This window comes from Polaromonas sp. SP1, from assembly GCF_003711205.1.
In the GTDB taxonomy this organism is placed as follows: domain Bacteria; phylum Pseudomonadota; class Gammaproteobacteria; order Burkholderiales; family Burkholderiaceae_C; genus Polaromonas.
The window spans coordinates 3,757,044-3,773,403 of sequence record NZ_CP031013.1; the positions used below are offsets into that span (position 1 = coordinate 3,757,044).

A 16,360-nucleotide genomic window follows, 5' to 3' on the forward strand; every position below is an offset into this window, starting at 1 on the left:
CATATGGCTTCCAGCCAGAAAAATCCGCAGAAGAAAAACCCGTCCCACAACCCTGAGACCCACCCCGAGTCGCAAGGTAAACAGCAGGCGCCAAAGCAGGCCCAGCCCAGGCAACCCGGCCAGCAGGACGCGCAGAACGCCAACCAGGCCAGTGATGCACAGCTGAACCAGGGCGGCACCGGCCAGGGACGGACCACACCATGAACACGAACAAGCTGCCCGATGCCATGGACATCACGCAGTACCTTCAAACCGAAGGACGCCGGATTGCCGCGGAACTCAGTCGCCGGCGCCCGCTGGACTACACACCCGCTGCACCGCAACAGCAGCAACAAGGCGCCGTGCCCGGCGCCCACAACCCGCCGCGCAGCCTCAGCGAAACGCTGCAGCGCATGGGCATTGCACCCGCGCCTACGCACCGCGTGTAGGCCGCTGCCGCGACTTCGGTTCAAGGCCTCTGCGGCACTGGTTTTGCCGCGGCTTGCGTCCTATCATTCAGGCAGCGTAACAACCCATACTTGCTGCATGCCATGCGCCTGGAGACATCATGAAAACGCTTCTACGGCTTTTACCTCTCTCATCGGCCGCCCTGGTGGCCGTATTCCTCCTGGGCGGATGCACCGACCCCAAAGCGCCCAAGGCGCCACCCAAAGTGCCTGAGCCCAAAGCTTCGATGACTGCCGCGCCGGCCGCGCAGCACGCGCTGCTGCGCCTTGACACCCTGGCGGCATGACACGTATTTCACGGGCCGAACAAGCCGCACAAGCCGGGCTGGCCATGCTGGCAAGCGCCGGTCTGGCTGCCTGCGCCCTTACCGCAGGTGACCCGCCATCCCACCCCGTCAGCGTGGAAGGCCGTACCTACCTGATCAGCCAGCTGACCGCCGGCACCTGGACGGCGACGGCCCCGGGCACGGCCCATGTGGCCAGCTCATCATCCGGGCGCGCCGCGCTGCTCCAGGCCATCGAGCAGCGCTCGGGCTGCAAAGTCACCGACTCGGACTACTCCCGCAACGGGATGCAGCTGGATGCGCAGGTCGATTGCGACAGCCGCCTGAAGAATTAGCGGCAAAAAAAAGGGGCGGCTGATGCCGCCCCCTGGTTTGCCGAACCTCGAGTGCCGGCAACAAACTTAAATCCTCAAAATCCTCAAGTCAGAAAGGTCCAGGTATCAATCGGATGCCTTCAATGCATCGCGCAGGGCTTTGACCTGGTCGTGGTTGCGTTGCGCACCTTGCGCCTGGCGTTCCACCACGCTCCTGATGGCGGAAGGCAAATTGCCTTTGAGGGCCTTGCGATAACGCGCCAGCGCAGCGTCTTCACCGCGCTCGCATTCATCCAGCATGGCCTGGTCGCTGTAGCCGCTGAGCGTTCCGCGCACAGATACCCATCCGCGATGCAAGGCGCCGCTGACGGAGCCGCCGTCGTCAGGTGTTCCGCCCAGCTGGCGGATCAGGGTCTGCAGCTCAAGGCCCGCACTGCGGCATTCATCGGCATGGCGGCCCATCAGGGTCTTGATATCGGCAGCCTTGGTGTGCTCGGCGCATTCACGGAAGCCGTACTCGCCGTCACGGCAGGATTCAAGCAGCTCGTTCAGGGTTTCGATCACGTCTTCATCGTCGGCGACAGCATTGCCGCCGGAAACCTCACGAAGAGACCGGTCAGCGCGCTCCCACGCAGCGCGGGTGGCGTGTTTGGCTTGTGGCCAGCTCAGCGTCGAGCTTTCCCTGCGGGTATCCCAATGCGTTGCCAGCAGGTCGTCGCTTTCTTCAAACGAGCCCGGAAACTGCTGGCGCGCCGTCACGCCCAGGCGGTAGGCCGGGCCGTAATCGTCATAGCTGCGGCCGGCTTCGTAGTAATGCTCGTTGGCGTAGTTGTCGCGCCAGTAGGCTTCTTCGGCCGTGGGGTCCAGCGCCTCGGCGGCTTCCTTGCCACCCAGGCCGCCGGCAATGGCGCCGGCAACACCGCCAATGACGACGCCGACCGGGCCGGCCACGGTGCCTGCGGCCGCACCGGCGGCGATGCCACCCATGGCAGCGCCGATACCGGTGCCTACAGGGTGGGCGCCCGGCTCTTTGCTGATGGGGTCGAGATTGAAGTCATGTTCTTTGGCTGCCATGGTTTGCTCCTTGGGTAAATGTGAATCTGCCAGTGCCCGATTGCCGGACACCTGGATTCATCGTCTCGCGGGAGCAAATTCCCCATGGTCAGGCAAGCACAGCCAACTTTGTAGGAGAGCGCCGCGCCGGTATCCGGCGCCGCTGCCAATCCAAAGTTATGGGTCAAATGTGCCTCAAGCCCTTTACACACCTTGGCAGGCAGCTATCAAATCAATAGCACGCGGATGCGCACACCCCCGCAGCTTTGAGATGCCGCGCGCCAGGAGGGGCCGAAGAAGCGGCGGCGATTAACCGGCTGCGGCGATCTGCCGCAGCGCCTGCTCAAACACTTCGGCAGGTTGCCCGCCGGAGATTAAATGGCGGTCATTGATGATGACGGCCGGCACCGAATGGATGCCCTGCGTCAGGTAGAACTGTTCGCGCTCGCGCACGTCGTCGGCGTATTCGTCCGAGGCCAGCACCTCGCGTGCACGGGCTTCGTCAAGGCCCGCGCTGACGGCGGCCTTTACCAGCACATCGTGCGAGGCCGGGCTCTGGCCGTCGGTGAAGTAGGCCTTGAACAGGGTTTCCTTCAACACCTTTTGTTTGGCCGGGCTTTCCAGCTCGGCCCAGTGCAGCAGGCGGTGCGCATCAAAGGTGTTGTAGATGCGGCTGCGCCCGCCGCCGGGTTCGTCGGCCATGCTGAACTTGAAGCCGACCTGCGCGCCGCGCGCGCGGATGTTCTCGCGGTTGGCCTGCGCCTGCGCGGCTGTGATGCCGTATTTCTGCGTGATGTGCTCGGTGATTTCCTGGCCCTCGGGCGCCATCTGGGGGTTGAGCTCAAAGGGCTGGAAATGCAGTTCGGCGCTGATGTCGCCGCGCACGCGCTCCAGCGCCTGGTCGAGCGACTTCAGGCCAATGACGCACCACGGGCAGGAAACGTCGGACACGAAATCGATTTTGAGCTTGGTGGTCATGGTCGGTACCTTGGGATTTTTGCGTAGGCCGATTTTGGCCCGTGGAGGTACAGCTTGCGGCGCGCCGCGGCATATTCAAGTACCCCCGGCGGGGTTATCAGCGGCCGCCCGCCATTCAGCAGGCCTGTTTGTGGCAGCCAGGCCGCCCGTGGCAGCTGGGTGTTTCAAGAAACTGTCACACAAGCTTCCTAAGATTCCGGCAGCGCAGCCTGGCCACGCTCCTTGCCGGAATCCACGGGCTGCCTCTTCGCGACTCCTCCCCACCTGACAACCTGGAAAACAGAACAATGTCCGACCTGGCCCACCCCGCAAACCCCTCCCGCCGCACCGCCCTGAAGTTCCTGGCGACCGCGCCCATGCTGCCGCTGGGCGCATTGGCTTCCAGCACGCTGCTTGCGGGCTGCGCCACCGGCAGCGGCCCGGCTGCAGCGGGCAATTACCTGTCGTCCAGCTTCTCGTCGATGGCCGCGCCGACGCTTGCCAATGCAGCCGCCATGGCCACCACCACCGTGGGTTCCAGCCTTCAGGTCCAGCTCAGGGACAACAGCACGCAAAGCTACAAGCTGGCCTACCAGCCCTTCTTTGTCACCGGCGACATGGTGCCGGACGGCAAGGGCGGCACCATCCTGGCCGGCGGTTATGTGGACATCAACAACCAGCCCATCATCGACCGTTCGGTGCCAGGCAAAGAACGCCAGATCTTCTCGGACGGCCCCGACGGCACCTCGCTGCTGGGCCTGTCCAACGCCAACGTGCCCGGCGTCAAGGGCAAGGCGGTGTTTGCCGTGGTGCAGTTTGAGTACACCACGCGCGACCAGGCCGGCGCCGACGCTTACGGCAACCTGCCCTCGCCCATCGCCGTGCTGACGCTGGACCAGGACCAGGCTACCGGCAAGCTGAGCCTGGTGAAGTACCACAACGTGGACATGTCCAAAGCCCACGGCCTGTGGATCACCTGCGGCGCCAGCCTCTCGCCCTGGAACACCCACCTCTCCAGCGAAGAGTACGAGCCCGACGCGCCGTTTGCCGCCGAGAGCGCGCAGTTCAAGAAGTTCAGCAAGAACGTCTACGGCGACGAGAGCAAGGCCAACCCCTACCACTACGGCCACCTGCCGGAAGTCACCGTGCACCCCGACGGCACCGGCAGCGTGAAGAAGCACTACAACATGGGCCGCATCTCGCACGAACTGGTGCAGGTGATGCCCGACAACCGCACCGTGCTGATGGGCGACGACGCCACCAACAGCGGCCTCTTTGTCTTTGTGGCCGACCGCGAAAAAGACCTCTCGTCGGGCACGCTCTACGTCGGCAAGCTGGGTAGTGGCTTCTCGATCGACCCGGCCGCGGAAGGCGCGAAGATTTCCTGGATCAAACTGGGCCACGCCACCAGCGCCGAAATCGAAAAGATGGCAGACACCCTCAAGCCCGCCGACATCATGACGGTGCTCAAGGCCGACCCATCGGACGCCAGCTTCACCAAGGTGTTCTACAACGGCAACCCGAACTGGATCAAGGTCAAGCCGGGCATGGAAAAGGCCGCCGCCTTCCTCGAGACACACCGCTACGCCTACCTGATGGGCGGCAGCATGGGTTTTTCCAAAATGGAAGGCACCACCGTCAACATCAAGGACAAGGTCGCCTACTCTGCGCTGCAAAACATCGTGGACTCCATGGTCAAGACCGGCAAGGGCTGGAACGCGGCCAGCGGCATTGCCCTGGACAAAGCCCTGGTTGCCGGCGGCGTGATGGCGCACAAACTCGACGGCGGCCAGAAAGACCTGGGCGGCAACGCCATCAACAGCGAATGGATGCCGGTGCACACCAAGGCGCTGATCATCGGTGAAGACATCGCCGCCGATGCGCTGGGCAACAAGGCCCACCCCGACAAGATCGCCAACCCGGACAACCTGAAGTTCTCGGAAAAAATGCGCACCCTCTTCATCGGCGAAGACAGCGGCTCGCACGTCAACAACTTCATCTGGGCCTACAACGTCGACACGAAACAGCTGTCGCGCCTGATGTCCATGCCCGCAGGTGCCGAAGCCACCGGCCTGCACGTGGTGGATGACCTCAACGGCTGGACCTACATCATGAGCAACTTCCAGCATCCCGGTGACTGGAACTCGCTGCACGGCAAGGTGCAGGCCGTGCTGGACCCGCTGGTGCGTGCGAACTACAAGGACCGCTTCGGCGCGGCTGTGGGTTACCTCACCGCCGATCCGAGCAGCATCAAGCTCGGCTGATTCAAAAAATTGGCAATTAGCAACTAGCCACCGGCCACCGGCACAAGGCCGGTGTTCAAGCGGAAAGCGGGCTCAAGGCCTGTTTTCCGCTTTTTTCATGGCGGCGCCCCTGCCGGCCGGCAATGCCTTGGCGCCGCTGCAGCCCAGGCGCACGGTCTCTAGAATGAGGAGCACCCCGCATGCCCAAGCGCCCGCATTGAGGACAAAATCGACCTCAAGCCCAATCAGCGCCTGGACATTGTGCCATTAAAAACAGAGCAACCGAGAGACAACACCATGCAATACCGCTACCAGGACCTTGTCACCTTTGCCGAAAACCTGCTGACGGCCTCAGGGCTTGAGCCCGCCAAAGCTGCCGCGGTGGCAAGCATCCTGGTCGAAGGCGACCTGATGGGCCACAACACCCACGGCCTGGCCCTGCTGCCCGGCTACCTGGGCGAGCTGGAGTCCGGCGCCATGGAAAAGCTGGGCGCGCCCACCGTGCTGGCGGACCACCCCGCCGCCGTCACCTGGGACGGGCGCCGCCTGCCCGGGCCCTGGCTGGTGCTGCAAGCCATGGCGCTGGCCACCGAACGCGCGGCCATCCAGGGCACCTGCACCGTGGTGATCCGCCGCAGCCACCACATCGCCTGCCTGGCGGCCTACCTCCAGCGCGCCACCGACCAGGGCCTGGTCATGCTGCTCACCTGCTCAGACCCGAACACCGCCAGCGTGGCGCCTTTCGGCGGGCTGGACGCCGTGTTCACGCCCAACCCGATCTCGGCCGGCATTCCCACCGGCGGCGTGCCGGTTTTGATGGATGTTTCCACCTCGGCGACCACCAACGGCCTGACCAACCGCCTGCACAAGGAAGGCAAACGCCTGCCCGCCGCCTGGGTGATGGACGGCCACGGCACGGCCAGCGACAACCCCGCGGTGTTGTTTGACGAACCCAAGGGCACCATCCTGCCGTTGGGCGGCATGGATTCAGGGCACAAGGGTTACGGGCTGACGCTGCTGGTGGAAGCGCTCACCGGCGGCCTGGCAGGCCACGGGCGCGCAGACGCGAAGGAAGGCTGGGGCGCCACCGTGTTCCTGCAAATCATCGACCCGCGCGCGTTTGCGGGGCTGGACGCCTTCACGCGGCAAACCGGGCACGTGACCGATGCCTGCCGCGCCTCGCGCCCGGCGCACGAAGGCCAGGCGGTGCGCACGCCCGGCGAAAAAGGCGTCGCGCTGGCAGCCGAACAGAAGAAGGCCGGTGTCGCGCTCTACCCGTCCATCCTGCCGGCGCTTTCCAGCTGGGCGATCAAGCTGGGCGTGACGGAGCCGGCCGCCACGACCTGACGCGGAGCTTGCCGGCCCGGTTCAAGCCAGTCGGCGGCGCTGCCGCAACTGGCGCATTATCAGCGGCGTCGTCCAGACCAGCACGGTGATCACCGCCAGCGTGGCCGCAATCGGCCGGCTGACAAACGCCATGACATTGCCGTCCGACTTGATCATGGAGGTGATGAAGTTTTCCTCCAGCATGCCGCCCAGCACGACGCCCAGGATGGCCGGAGAAATGGGAAACCCGTTTTCCTCGAGCAGGTAGGCAATCACGCCGGCGATCAGCATGATGGTGATGTCGAAGACCGAGTTGTTGATGGCGAACGTGCCCACGATGCAAAAGAGCAGGATGATGGGCATCAGGATGTTGCGCGGCACCTTGAGGATCTTTTTGGCCGCCTTGATGCACAAAATGCCCAGCGGAATCATGATGATGTTGGCCAGGATGAAAATCAGGAAGATGGCGTAGATGTTCTGCGGGTTGGTCGTGAAAAGCGTCGGCCCCGGGTTCATGTTCTTCATATAGAGCACGCCGATCACGATGGCCGTGATGGAGTCGCCCGGGATGCCGAACACCAGCGCCGGAATCCACGCGCCGGCCAGCGCACTGTTGTTGGCCGACCCCGACTCCACAATGCCTTCGACATGGCCGGTGCCGAACTTCTCGGGCTCTTTGGAAAACTTCTTGCTCATGGCGTAAGACATCCACGCCGCAATGTCCGCACCCGCACCGGGCAAAGCGCCCACCGCCGTGCCCAGCACGCTGCCGCGCAGGATTTGCACCGGGTATTTTTTGGCCAGCTTCCACTGCCCCTTCAGGACATTGCCCACCTGCTCCACCACCAACTCGCCCGGCGGGTTGGTGTCCACCACGTAGCGAATGATTTCCGAGATGGCGAACATGCCGATCATCATGGAGATCATGCCGATGCCGCCCATCATCTCGGCATTGCCGAAAGTAAAGCGCGGATAGCCGCCCGGGTTGTTCAGGCCCACACACGCCACCATCAAACCGAGAAGCAGCGCGATGATGCCCTTGAACGGTCGGTCGGACGTGATGAAAACCGCGCAGGTCAGGCCCAGCAAAACGAGCCAGAAGTATTCGAACGAACTGAAGTGGATGGCGAAGTCGGCCAGCGCCGGCGCAGCGAGGATCAGCACCGCGGTGCCGAACAGGCCCCCCACGGCGGAAAACACCAGGCCCGCACCCAGTGCGACTTCGGCCTGCCCCTTGCGCGTCAATGCGAACGCTTCATCCGTGTAGGCGGCAGACGCGGGCGTGCCGGGGATTCTCAGCAGGCAGCCCGGAATGTCCCCTGAAAAAATGGCCATGGCGGTGGCCGTGACGATCGCCGCCACGGCGGGCACAGGCGCCATGAAGAAAGTCACCGGCACCAACAGCGCGGTGGCCATGGTGGCCGTGAGGCCGGGGACGGCGCCAACAAAAAGGCCGTAAAAAGAGGCGATCACGATCACCATCAGGGTGTACGGCTCGAACACCATGGAAAAGGCCTGGGCTACTGCGGTCCACATGAATGGTCAACTCCTGCGCAATGGGCGTGTTGTTGGAAGTTTTATGGCGGCGACGTGCCGGCGCACGTACGCAGAACCGCGCTTACCAGCTGTAATTGACAAGAACGCCCCACGGAAGGGGCACCCGCAGCAGCTTGTAGAACATGAAATGGATGACGAGGCTGGCGATCACGGCGATCAAAAGCGACTTGCCCAGAGGCACCCGCAGCACGTAGAACATGGGGGTGAGGATGATGACGGCCGTCGGCAGAAAGCCCAGCTTTTGCGCCACGAAGATATAAAAAATCACCGACCCCAGCAGCAGTACCAGGCCGGCCGCATGACGGGGAGACCGCAATCCGTCGCCGGCCATTACCCAAGGCGCCGCCTTGCGCGCAAGCCAGCCGCGCACGATGAGGACGATGCCGCAAACCAGAATGCCGCTGGCAATCAGGCCGGGGAACAGCGCCGGGCCCACCTGTTGACCCGGAATTTTGGGAAAGGACTGGACCGTGAACAGGACCAACCCTCCGAGGATGGCCAGCACCAGCCCGAAAATGGCGTCATTGATTTTCATGCGAAGGCTTTCGAGTCAAGGCCGGTAGCGGGAAGCCGGTAGCGGGAAGCCGGAAGCAGGAAGGGCAAGCCTTCCGTCTCCCGCCGCGCTGGAAATGCAGCAGCCGCAAGGCAGCGGTTACTTGGCGATGCCCACGGCTTTCATCGTCGCGCCAAGTTCGGCGTCAGACTTGGCCATGAATTTGGCGAAATCATCAGGGCCTGCATAGATCACGCCGAAGCCGCGGCTGGCCATGAAGTCTGTGTATTCCTTGCTGGCAACAATCTTCTTGAGGGCTGCGCTGATCTTGTCGCGAGCCTCCGCGGGAATGCCCTTGGGCGCAACGATGCCGCGCCATGCGGCCATGGTCCAGTCGCTGCCGGTGGCGGACTTGAGCGTGGGCACGTTGGGGTACAGCGCCGAAGGCTTGTCGTTCATGATCGCCAGGCTTTTGACCTTGCCGGCGTCAATCAGCGCGCGCGCTTCAGGCAGCGACACAGGAGCGATCTCGACGCCGCCGGCGATCATGTCCTGCAGACCGGGCGCCGCGCCGTTGCTGGGCACCCAGGGCACTGCGGCCGGGTCGATCTTCTGGTCGCGCAGCATGCCGGCTATGGCCAGATGCCAGATCCCGCCCTGCCCCGTACCCGAAGCCTTGAACTTGCCGGGATTAGCCTTGACGGCCGCCAGCAGATCGTTGATGGTTTTATACGGTGCGTCGGCACGCACCTGCACGCCGGCGGGGTCGGCATTGACCAGGCCCAGCGGTGTGTAGGACGCACCGGAGAGTTCGGTCAGGCCTTGCCAATGCATCATGCTGATCTCGACCGTGGCCATGCCGATGGTGTAGCCGTCTGGCGGGGCCGCAGCGATGGCCGCATGCCCCACCACGCCGTTGCCGCCCGTGCGGTTGACCACGGTGACCGGCTGGCCGATTTCCTTTTCAAGCAGGCTTCCCACGATGCGGGCCGTGGCGTCGGTGCCGCCACCGGCGCCCCAGGGAACGATCAGCGTCACGGGTCGGCTTGGATAGCCCTGTGCGGCAGCTGGCAGAGCGGCGGCTGCCAAAGCCAGGCAGGCCGCAGCGCCGGCGGCGCGAGCAACAAAGGAACGGCGGGAAGGGGCAAGCATCGATGTCTCCTTGGATGGCACGGGGGACCCGTGTGTTGTATGAAGTCACTCACGCTGCAAGCAAAGGAGCCTTGCAAAGCCCGTTGACTCTAGAACAATTGCCACCCCGGGACACTAGGGTGAACCATAGTATCGTATGACGATTGACAAATATTCACACCTTGGGTTGCCGCGCTCGCCACACCGCACAGTAGGCCCGCGCTGACACGCATCAGCGCTTCTCCCCGATAGTCCCCCTTATCTTCCCAACCCACAGTAGATGCCATAACTAACTGGAGAAGAACCATGTCCTTCGCGCTTTACATGATCGGTTTCGTAATTTTTCTGGGCGGCGTCATCTGGGCCGCTGTGGTGGCCGGCGTTCCGCACCTCTACATCGGAATCGGCGCGCTGATCTTCCTGGGCATCGGCATCTTCAGCGCCGTGAGCCGCACCCGCAGCAAAGACCCGTCCTGAGCCTGGGGTTGCGCCCGCACACAGCTTTCGACCCTGCAATAAAGCCCTGTGGCCTGGCCACGGGGCTTTTTCACGTCTGCCGGCACGCATCGTTCGCAAGCCAGGTGACCCCTATGTGCGTCAGCGCACTAATCCATGCGACGTAGGCGCTTTCGCATGACAGGTAGTCGTCACGTCTCACATACAGGGCAATTGGCAAGCGTAGTGTTGCAACACGCCAGAGGAAACAACCAGGCGTACACAAACCAACTCTTAAACCGCTATTTCTTCCGGAGGACCCATGAAGTTCAACCATCTCGCGCCCCTTGCTGCGGCGACCCTGTTTGCCTGCCTTAGCCCCGGCGCCGTGATGGCGCAGACCACCACCTCGATGTACGACATCCCCAACCCGTCCTGGTACATCATGCCGCAGGTCACCGTGGTGGATCCGGACTCCCGTTTCAACGGCAACAAGAACCTGGGCGGTGTGGGACTGCGCTTTGGTAAGGCCGTGTCGCCTTCATGGGACATGCAGCTAGGCGGCAGCCTGGCCCGCGGCACCAACAACGGCCGGCGCTTTGAGCAAGCCACCCTCGGGGTGGACGGGCTCTACATGTTCAACCGCAACAGCAACTTCCGCCCCTTCCTGCTGGCCGGTATCGGCGCCGAGCGGGACAAACTGCCCAACGCCAGCAAAACATCGCCCTACCTGAACCTCGGCCTGGGCTTCCAGCTGGGCTTGTCCGACCAGTGGTTCATGCAGGCCGACTTGCGTCGCACCCGCACCTACCTGCGCGGCAATACTTTCGGCTTTGACCACGCCAACACCAACACGGTGAACGTCGGCCTGAGCTATTACTTCGACAAGCCGGTTCAGCCGGTGGTGGCCCAATACAGCCCGCCACCTGCACCACAGCCCATGGTCACCCCGCCGCCGCCACCTCCTGCCCCTCCTGCACGTTTCGAAAAAGTGACCTTGTCGGCCACCGAACTGTTCGCCTTTGACAGTGCCGAGCTGGCAGGCGCGCAGCCCAAGCTGGACCAGATTGCACAAAACCTGATGGGCGGCAACTTCAACGGCAACATCACCGTGACCGGCTATACCGACCGCCTTGGGTCCGATGCCTACAACCTCAAACTGTCGCAGCGCCGTGCGGACGCGGTGAAGAGCTACCTCGGCAGCAAGGGTGTCAATACCAGCCGCCTGACCGCCGTCGGCAAGGGCGAAAGCAACCCGGTCGTAACCTGCAATGACCGCAAGCGCGCCGACCTGATCGCCTGCCTGGCGCCTAACCGTCGTGTGGAAGTCGAGGAAATTGTTATTGAACGCCGCGTGAACTAAAGGCTCGCGCCCACCCCTCGCAAAAGCCGGCAGACGCCGGCTTTTGCTTTTTGTGCGAATGTTATTTCGCGCCCAGGCCCATCGCCCGTGAAATCACTTCCTTCATGATTTCATTCGTGCCGCCGTAAATACGCTGCACGCGGGCATCGGCGTAGGCGCGGGTAATGGGGTATTCCCACATGTAGCCGTAGCCGCCGAAGAGCTGCACACATTCGTCCATCACCTTGCATTGCAGGTCGCTGCACCAGTACTTGGCCATGCTGGCAGTGGCGGTGTCCAGCTTGTCCTGCGCCACCAGCTCCACGCATTTGTCGACAAACACACGCGCCACCTGCACCTCGGTCTGCAGCTCGGCCAGCGTGTAACGCGTGTTCTGGTAGCTGGCCACCGGCTGGCCGAACACCTTGCGATCTTTCACATAAGCGACCGTCCAGTCGATGGCCGCCTGGGCGGACGACACCGCCGTGATGGCGATCTGCAGGCGCTCCCAGGGCAGTTGCTCCATCAGGCAGATAAAACCGCGGTTCTCGTGTGCTTGCCCGCCCAGCAGGTTGTCGGCCGGCACTTTCACGTCGGTGAAGAACAGCTCCGACGTGTCTTGTGCCTTCATCCCCAGCTTCTTCAGGCGCTTGCCGGTTTCAAAACCGGGCATGCCGCGCTCCACCAGCATCAGGCTGGTGCCTTTGGCGCCGGCGGCCGGGTCGGTCTTGGCCACCACGATGACCAGGTCGGCATGCCAGCCGTTGGTGATGAAAGTCTTGCTGCCGTTGAGCAGGTAGCTGCCGTCGGCCTGCTTGATGGCGGTGGTCTTGACGCCTTGCAGGTCTGAGCCGGCAGCGGGCTCGCTCATAGCGATGGCGCCGACCATTTCGCCGCTGGCGAGCCTGGGCAGGTATTTCTGCTTTTGCGCTTCGGTGCCGTAGTGCAGGATGTACGGCGCCACGATCTCACTGTGCAGGCCGTAGCCGATGCCGGTGAAGCCGCCGCGCCCGAGCTCTTCCATCTGGATCACGGAGTAGAGCTTGTCTGCGCCCGAGCCGCCGTATTCCTCAGGCATGGTCATGCACAAAAAACCGTTTTCGCCCGCCTTGTTCCAGACTTTGCGGTCGACATAACCCTGCTCTTCCCACTGTTCGTGGAAGGGTGCGATTTCCTTTTCCATGAAGCGGCGAAAGGCATCGCGAAAGGCTTCGTGGTCGGGGCTGAAGAGGCTGCGTTCGATCATGGTGTCACCTGTAGGGCAGAAAACCCGTCAATCTATTTATGCAAAGCGGCTGCTTTGTGAAATGAATATACTTCAACAGCGCCACCCGGCCCGCCCCGGCGCGTCCTGACACCCTTCTCCGTCCTCCAGAGGAACCCCCATGACCGAAGCATTCATCTACGACGCCATCCGCACACCGCGCGGCAAAGGCAAAAAAGACGGCAGCCTGCATGAAGTCAAACCCGTCAACCTGCTGGCCGGTGTGCTGACCGATCTGCAGCAGCGCAACGGCTTTGACACCGCGGCGGTGGACGACGTGGTCATGGGTGTGGTCTCGCCCGTGGGCGAGCAAGGCTCGGTGATCGCCAAGGTCGCGGCCCTCAAGGCCGGCTGGGACTTCCGGGCCTCGGGCGTGCAGGTCAACCGCTTTTGCGCTTCGGGCCTGGAGGCCGTGAACATGGCCGCGCAAAAAGTGCGTTCAGGCTGGGAAGACCTGGTGGTGGCCGGCGGCGTGGAAAGCATGAGCCGCGTGCCGATAGGCGCCGACGGCGGCGCCTGGGCGCAAGACCCGGAAACCAACAGCGCCACGCTGTTTGTGCCCCAGGGCGTAGGCGCCGACCTGATCGCCACGATAGAAGGCTTCAACCGCACCGACGTGGACGCCTTTGCGCTGGAAAGCCAGCAACGCGCCGCCAGGGCGCGCGCCGCCGGCTACTTTGCCAACTCGGTAGTACCCGTCAAAGACTTCCTGGGCCAGACGATTCTGGGCGAAGACGAATTCATCAAACCCCAGACCACGCTGGACGGCCTGGCCTCGCTCAAACCTGCGTTCGAGCAACTGGGCGCAATGGGCTTTGATGCGGTGGCGCTGCAGCGCTACCCGCAGGTCGAGCGAATCCACCATGTGCACCACGCCGGCAACTCGTCGGGAATTGTGGACGGCGCTGCCGCCGTACTCGTGGGCTCCGAAGCCGCCGGCAAAACGCACGGCCTCAAGCCGCGCGCCCGCATTGTGGCTGCGGCACTGAGCGGCGCCGACCCGACCATCATGCTGACCGGGCCTATGCCGGCCACCCGCAAGGCACTGGCCAAGGCTGGCATGACGGTGGACCAGATTGATTTGTTCGAGGTGAACGAAGCGTTTGCCGCGGTGGTGATGCGCTTCATGAAAGAGATGAAGGTGCCGCACGAAAAAGTCAATGTGAACGGCGGCGCGATTGCCATGGGCCACCCCCTGGGCGCGACAGGGGCAATGATTTTGGGCACGCTGATTGACGAGCTGCACCGTCGCAAGTTGCGCTACGGCCTGGCCACGCTGTGTGTGGGCGGCGGCATGGGCATTGCCACCATTATTGAAAGAGTCTGAGTGCCATGAAGACCATCAAATACCAGATCGACAACGGCATCGCCACCATCACCTTCGACGAGCCGGACTCTCCCGTCAACACCATGTGCCTGCAATGGCAGGACGACCTGAGCGAAGTCACTGCTCAGGCCGTGAAAGACAAGGCTGCACTCAAGGGCGTCATCCTCGCGTCCGCCAAGAGCACTTTTTTTGCCGGCGCCGACCTCAAGGCCGTGATGCGCCTCACACCGGCCGATGCGCCCAAGGCGTATGCCGAAGTCGAGCGCGTCAAGAAAAACTTCCGTGCCCTGGAAACGCTGGGCATCCCAGTGGCCAGTTGCCTTAACGGCACGGCCCTGGGTGGCGGCTGGGAGGTCGCATTGGTTGGCCATTACCGCGTGGCGGTGGACGATGCCAAAACACAGTTCGGCCTGCCTGAAGTGACACTGGGCCTCTTGCCCGGCGCGAGCGGCGTGACCAAGATGACGCGCCACCTGGGCCTGATGGGCGCGCAGCCTTACCTCGTCGAAGGCAAGACATTCGGGCCGCGCCAGGCGCTGGAGCTAGGCCTGGTGCACGAACTGGTGGCCGATGCAGCTGCGCTGCGCGGCAAGGCGCTGGCCTGGATCGCCGCCAACCCAGCGGCACAACAGCCGTGGGACGCCAAAGACTACAAAATCCCCGGCGGCACACCGGCCAACCCCAAGATCGCGGCGGCGCTCAGCGTCGCGCCTGCCATGCTCAAGAAACAAACGCGCGGGCTCTACCCGGCCCCCGAGGCCATCATGGCCTGCATGGTCGAAGGCGCACTGGTCGACCTGGAAACCGCGTATCGCATCGAAAGCCGCTACCTCGCGAAACTCATGACCGGCACGAACGCCAAGGCCATGATCAACACCTTTTTCTTCAACATGAACGCCATCAAGAACGGGCAGTCGCGCCCGTCCAAGGTGCCGCGCTTCAGGCCCAACAAGGTCGGCCTGCTGGGCGCCGGCATGATGGGTGCGGGCATTGCTTACGCGCAGGCCGCCAAAGGCATTGCCACGGTGTTAAAGGACGTGAACCAGGAAAAGGCCGATGTCGGCAAGGCTTACAGCAGCAAGATCACCGCACCGCGTGTGGACAAAGGCCGCATGACGGCGGCCGAGCAAAGCGCCCTGCTCTCGCGCATCACTGCCACCGACCAGGTGAGCGAGCTGGCGGGTTGCGACCTGATCATTGAGGCGGTGTTCGAGCGGCGCGACCTCAAGGCCAAAGTCACGCAGGAGGCCGAGCCGCTGCTGGCGCCGGGCGGATTTTTTGCCTCGAACACCTCGACCTTGCCGATCTCCAGCCTGGCCACGGCCAGCGCCAAGCCCGAGAAATTCATCGGCATCCACTTCTTCAGCCCGGTCGACAAGATGAAGCTGGTCGAGATCATTCGCGGCCAACAGACCGACGATGAAACCGTGGCCCGCGCCTTTGACTATGTGCAGGCGCTGGGCAAGATCCCCATCGTGGTGAATGACTCGCGCGGCTTCTACACCAGCCGCACCTTCGGCACCTTTGTGATGGAAGGCGCCGCCATGCTGGGCGAAGGCATACCCGCCGCCGCGATTGAAAACGCCGGCTTGCAGGCCGGCATGCCGGTAGGCCCGCTGGCCGTGCTGGATGAAACCGCGCTGTCGCTGAGCGTGCATGTGCTGGACCAGACACGCACCGACTTCACCGCCGAAGGAAAAACCTACACCGCCACGCCCGGCGAGCTGCTGGTCGAGCGCATGGTGAAAGAGTTAAAACGCCCCGGGCGCGCTGCCGGCGGTGGCTTTTACGACTACCCCACAGAGCCGGGGGCGAAGAAGCACCTGTGGCCTGAACTCAAAGCCTTGTTTGAAAAACCCGGTGCGGCCTGGGACATCCACGAACTCAAGGACCGCCTGCTCTACCGCCAGGCGGTGGAAACCGCCCGCTGCCTGAGCGAAGGTGTGCTCACCACCGTGCACGACGCCAATATCGGCTCCATCTTCGGCATCGGCTTTCCGGCCTGGACGGGCGGCGCGATGCAGTTCATTTACGGCATGGGTGTTGACGCCTTTGTCACCCGCTGTGCGGGCTTGGCTGCCAAATTCGGCCCCGGCTTTGCGCTGACGGACGTCGTCAAAGACGCGATTCGCAAGCACCAGCCGGTCTATTGAGCTTCACTGTTCACCCTTTTCATTCATCTTCAGCT

Annotated in this window: 16 protein-coding genes; 10 read left to right on the forward strand and 6 right to left on the reverse strand. The window is 63.3% G+C overall.

Translation table 11 applies throughout. The features are described from left to right. Nucleotides 1-3 precede the first annotated feature (3 nt). The 4 genes from DT070_RS17845 to DT070_RS17860 all read left to right on the forward strand — a co-directional run bounded on the left by DT070_RS17845 (nucleotide 4) and on the right by DT070_RS17860 (nucleotide 1,065). Nucleotides 4-204: a hypothetical protein gene (locus tag DT070_RS17845; RefSeq protein WP_122956607.1), complete on the forward strand. Its 201-nt coding sequence runs from the start codon at nucleotides 4-6 to the stop codon at nucleotides 202-204. After that, the gene (locus tag DT070_RS17850) at nucleotides 201-428 is read left to right on the forward strand and encodes a hypothetical protein (RefSeq protein WP_122956608.1); all 228 of its coding nucleotides are present in this window, start codon (nucleotides 201-203) and stop codon (nucleotides 426-428) included. The genes DT070_RS17845 and DT070_RS17850 overlap by 4 nt, the downstream gene beginning before the upstream one ends. 119 nt (nucleotides 429-547) lie before the next feature. Further along, complete coding sequence (locus tag DT070_RS17855; RefSeq protein WP_122956609.1) at nucleotides 548-733, forward strand: hypothetical protein; 186 nt, start codon at nucleotides 548-550, stop codon at nucleotides 731-733. Continuing rightward, nucleotides 730-1,065, forward strand: a complete 336-nt coding sequence (locus DT070_RS17860) for a hypothetical protein (protein WP_122956610.1) — start codon at nucleotides 730-732, stop codon at nucleotides 1,063-1,065. The genes DT070_RS17855 and DT070_RS17860 overlap by 4 nt, the downstream gene beginning before the upstream one ends. Nucleotides 1,066-1,170: 105 nt before the next feature. Here the strand turns inward: DT070_RS17860 and DT070_RS17865 are convergent, their stop codons facing one another. Further along, on the reverse strand, nucleotides 1,171-2,118 hold the full coding sequence (locus DT070_RS17865; RefSeq protein WP_122956611.1) for a PA2169 family four-helix-bundle protein: 948 nt from the start codon (nucleotides 2,116-2,118) through the stop codon (nucleotides 1,171-1,173). 288 nt (nucleotides 2,119-2,406) lie between these two features. Next, the gene (locus tag DT070_RS17870; RefSeq protein WP_122956612.1) at nucleotides 2,407-3,075 is read right to left on the reverse strand and encodes a DsbA family oxidoreductase; all 669 of its coding nucleotides are present in this window, start codon (nucleotides 3,073-3,075) and stop codon (nucleotides 2,407-2,409) included. Between the two features lie 287 nt (nucleotides 3,076-3,362). On the opposite strand from DT070_RS17870, the gene DT070_RS17875 reads away from it, so the two are divergent. Together DT070_RS17875 and DT070_RS17880 are read left to right on the forward strand one after the other, a co-directional pair. Further along, nucleotides 3,363-5,318, forward strand: a complete 1,956-nt coding sequence (locus DT070_RS17875) for a PhoX family phosphatase (protein WP_122956613.1) — start codon at nucleotides 3,363-3,365, stop codon at nucleotides 5,316-5,318. A gap of 276 nt (nucleotides 5,319-5,594) precedes the next feature. Then, on the forward strand, nucleotides 5,595-6,644 hold the full coding sequence (locus DT070_RS17880) for an Ldh family oxidoreductase (protein ID WP_122956614.1): 1,050 nt from the start codon (nucleotides 5,595-5,597) through the stop codon (nucleotides 6,642-6,644). A 21-nt stretch (nucleotides 6,645-6,665) separates the two neighbouring features. Here the strand turns inward: DT070_RS17880 and DT070_RS17885 are convergent, their stop codons facing one another. From DT070_RS17885 to DT070_RS17895, 3 genes are all read right to left on the reverse strand, one after another. Then, nucleotides 6,666-8,159, reverse strand: a complete 1,494-nt coding sequence (locus DT070_RS17885; protein WP_122956615.1) for a tripartite tricarboxylate transporter permease — start codon at nucleotides 8,157-8,159, stop codon at nucleotides 6,666-6,668. Between the two features lie 82 nt (nucleotides 8,160-8,241). Beyond that, nucleotides 8,242-8,715, reverse strand: a complete 474-nt coding sequence (locus DT070_RS17890; RefSeq protein WP_122956616.1) for a tripartite tricarboxylate transporter TctB family protein — start codon at nucleotides 8,713-8,715, stop codon at nucleotides 8,242-8,244. A 117-nt stretch (nucleotides 8,716-8,832) separates the two neighbouring features. Beyond that, nucleotides 8,833-9,825: a tripartite tricarboxylate transporter substrate binding protein gene (locus DT070_RS17895; protein WP_122956617.1), complete on the reverse strand. Its 993-nt coding sequence runs from the start codon at nucleotides 9,823-9,825 to the stop codon at nucleotides 8,833-8,835. Nucleotides 9,826-10,110: 285 nt separating this feature from the next. Between DT070_RS17895 and DT070_RS21420 the strand changes: the two genes are divergently transcribed. Next, the gene (locus DT070_RS21420; RefSeq protein WP_164483778.1) at nucleotides 10,111-10,281 is read left to right on the forward strand and encodes a hypothetical protein; all 171 of its coding nucleotides are present in this window, start codon (nucleotides 10,111-10,113) and stop codon (nucleotides 10,279-10,281) included. A 280-nt stretch (nucleotides 10,282-10,561) separates the two neighbouring features. Continuing rightward, nucleotides 10,562-11,602, forward strand: a complete 1,041-nt coding sequence (locus DT070_RS17900) for an OmpA family protein (protein WP_228778452.1) — start codon at nucleotides 10,562-10,564, stop codon at nucleotides 11,600-11,602. A gap of 61 nt (nucleotides 11,603-11,663) precedes the next feature. On the opposite strand, the gene DT070_RS17905 is transcribed toward DT070_RS17900, so the two are convergent. Further along, nucleotides 11,664-12,827 (reverse strand): acyl-CoA dehydrogenase family protein, encoded by a 1,164-nt coding sequence (locus DT070_RS17905; protein ID WP_122956618.1) that lies wholly within the window; start codon nucleotides 12,825-12,827, stop codon nucleotides 11,664-11,666. A gap of 139 nt (nucleotides 12,828-12,966) precedes the next feature. Between DT070_RS17905 and DT070_RS17910 the strand changes: the two genes are divergently transcribed. Both DT070_RS17910 and DT070_RS17915 read left to right on the forward strand, forming a co-directional pair. Next, nucleotides 12,967-14,172 carry an acetyl-CoA C-acetyltransferase gene (locus DT070_RS17910; RefSeq protein WP_122956619.1) on the forward strand — a complete coding sequence of 402 codons (1,206 nt, stop codon included), beginning with the start codon at nucleotides 12,967-12,969 and terminating at the stop codon, nucleotides 14,170-14,172. Nucleotides 14,173-14,177: 5 nt separating this feature from the next. Next, complete coding sequence (locus tag DT070_RS17915) at nucleotides 14,178-16,325, forward strand: 3-hydroxyacyl-CoA dehydrogenase NAD-binding domain-containing protein (protein WP_122956620.1); 2,148 nt, start codon at nucleotides 14,178-14,180, stop codon at nucleotides 16,323-16,325. Nucleotides 16,326-16,360: the final 35 nt, after the last annotated feature.

Bases quoted from the DNA above. Each gene is read 5' to 3' on its own strand.
- DT070_RS17845 (WP_122956607.1), top strand. From the start codon at position 4: ATGGCTTCCAGCCAGAAAAATCCGCAGAAGAAAAACCCGTCCCACAAC.
- DT070_RS17850 (WP_122956608.1), top strand. From the start codon at position 201: ATGAACACGAACAAGCTGCCCGATGCCATGGACATCACGCAGTACCTT.
- DT070_RS17855 (WP_122956609.1), top strand. From the start codon at position 548: ATGAAAACGCTTCTACGGCTTTTACCTCTCTCATCGGCCGCCCTGGTG.
- DT070_RS17860 (WP_122956610.1), top strand. From the start codon at position 730: ATGACACGTATTTCACGGGCCGAACAAGCCGCACAAGCCGGGCTGGCC.
- DT070_RS17865 (WP_122956611.1), bottom strand. From the start codon at position 2,118: ATGGCAGCCAAAGAACATGACTTCAATCTCGACCCCATCAGCAAAGAG.
- DT070_RS17870 (WP_122956612.1), bottom strand. From the start codon at position 3,075: ATGACCACCAAGCTCAAAATCGATTTCGTGTCCGACGTTTCCTGCCCG.
- DT070_RS17875 (WP_122956613.1), top strand. From the start codon at position 3,363: ATGTCCGACCTGGCCCACCCCGCAAACCCCTCCCGCCGCACCGCCCTG.
- DT070_RS17880 (WP_122956614.1), top strand. From the start codon at position 5,595: ATGCAATACCGCTACCAGGACCTTGTCACCTTTGCCGAAAACCTGCTG.
- DT070_RS17885 (WP_122956615.1), bottom strand. From the start codon at position 8,159: ATGTGGACCGCAGTAGCCCAGGCCTTTTCCATGGTGTTCGAGCCGTAC.
- DT070_RS17890 (WP_122956616.1), bottom strand. From the start codon at position 8,715: ATGAAAATCAATGACGCCATTTTCGGGCTGGTGCTGGCCATCCTCGGA.
- DT070_RS17895 (WP_122956617.1), bottom strand. From the start codon at position 9,825: ATGCTTGCCCCTTCCCGCCGTTCCTTTGTTGCTCGCGCCGCCGGCGCT.
- DT070_RS21420 (WP_164483778.1), top strand. From the start codon at position 10,111: ATGTCCTTCGCGCTTTACATGATCGGTTTCGTAATTTTTCTGGGCGGC.
- DT070_RS17900 (WP_228778452.1), top strand. From the start codon at position 10,562: ATGAAGTTCAACCATCTCGCGCCCCTTGCTGCGGCGACCCTGTTTGCC.
- DT070_RS17905 (WP_122956618.1), bottom strand. From the start codon at position 12,827: ATGATCGAACGCAGCCTCTTCAGCCCCGACCACGAAGCCTTTCGCGAT.
- DT070_RS17910 (WP_122956619.1), top strand. From the start codon at position 12,967: ATGACCGAAGCATTCATCTACGACGCCATCCGCACACCGCGCGGCAAA.
- DT070_RS17915 (WP_122956620.1), top strand. From the start codon at position 14,178: ATGAAGACCATCAAATACCAGATCGACAACGGCATCGCCACCATCACC.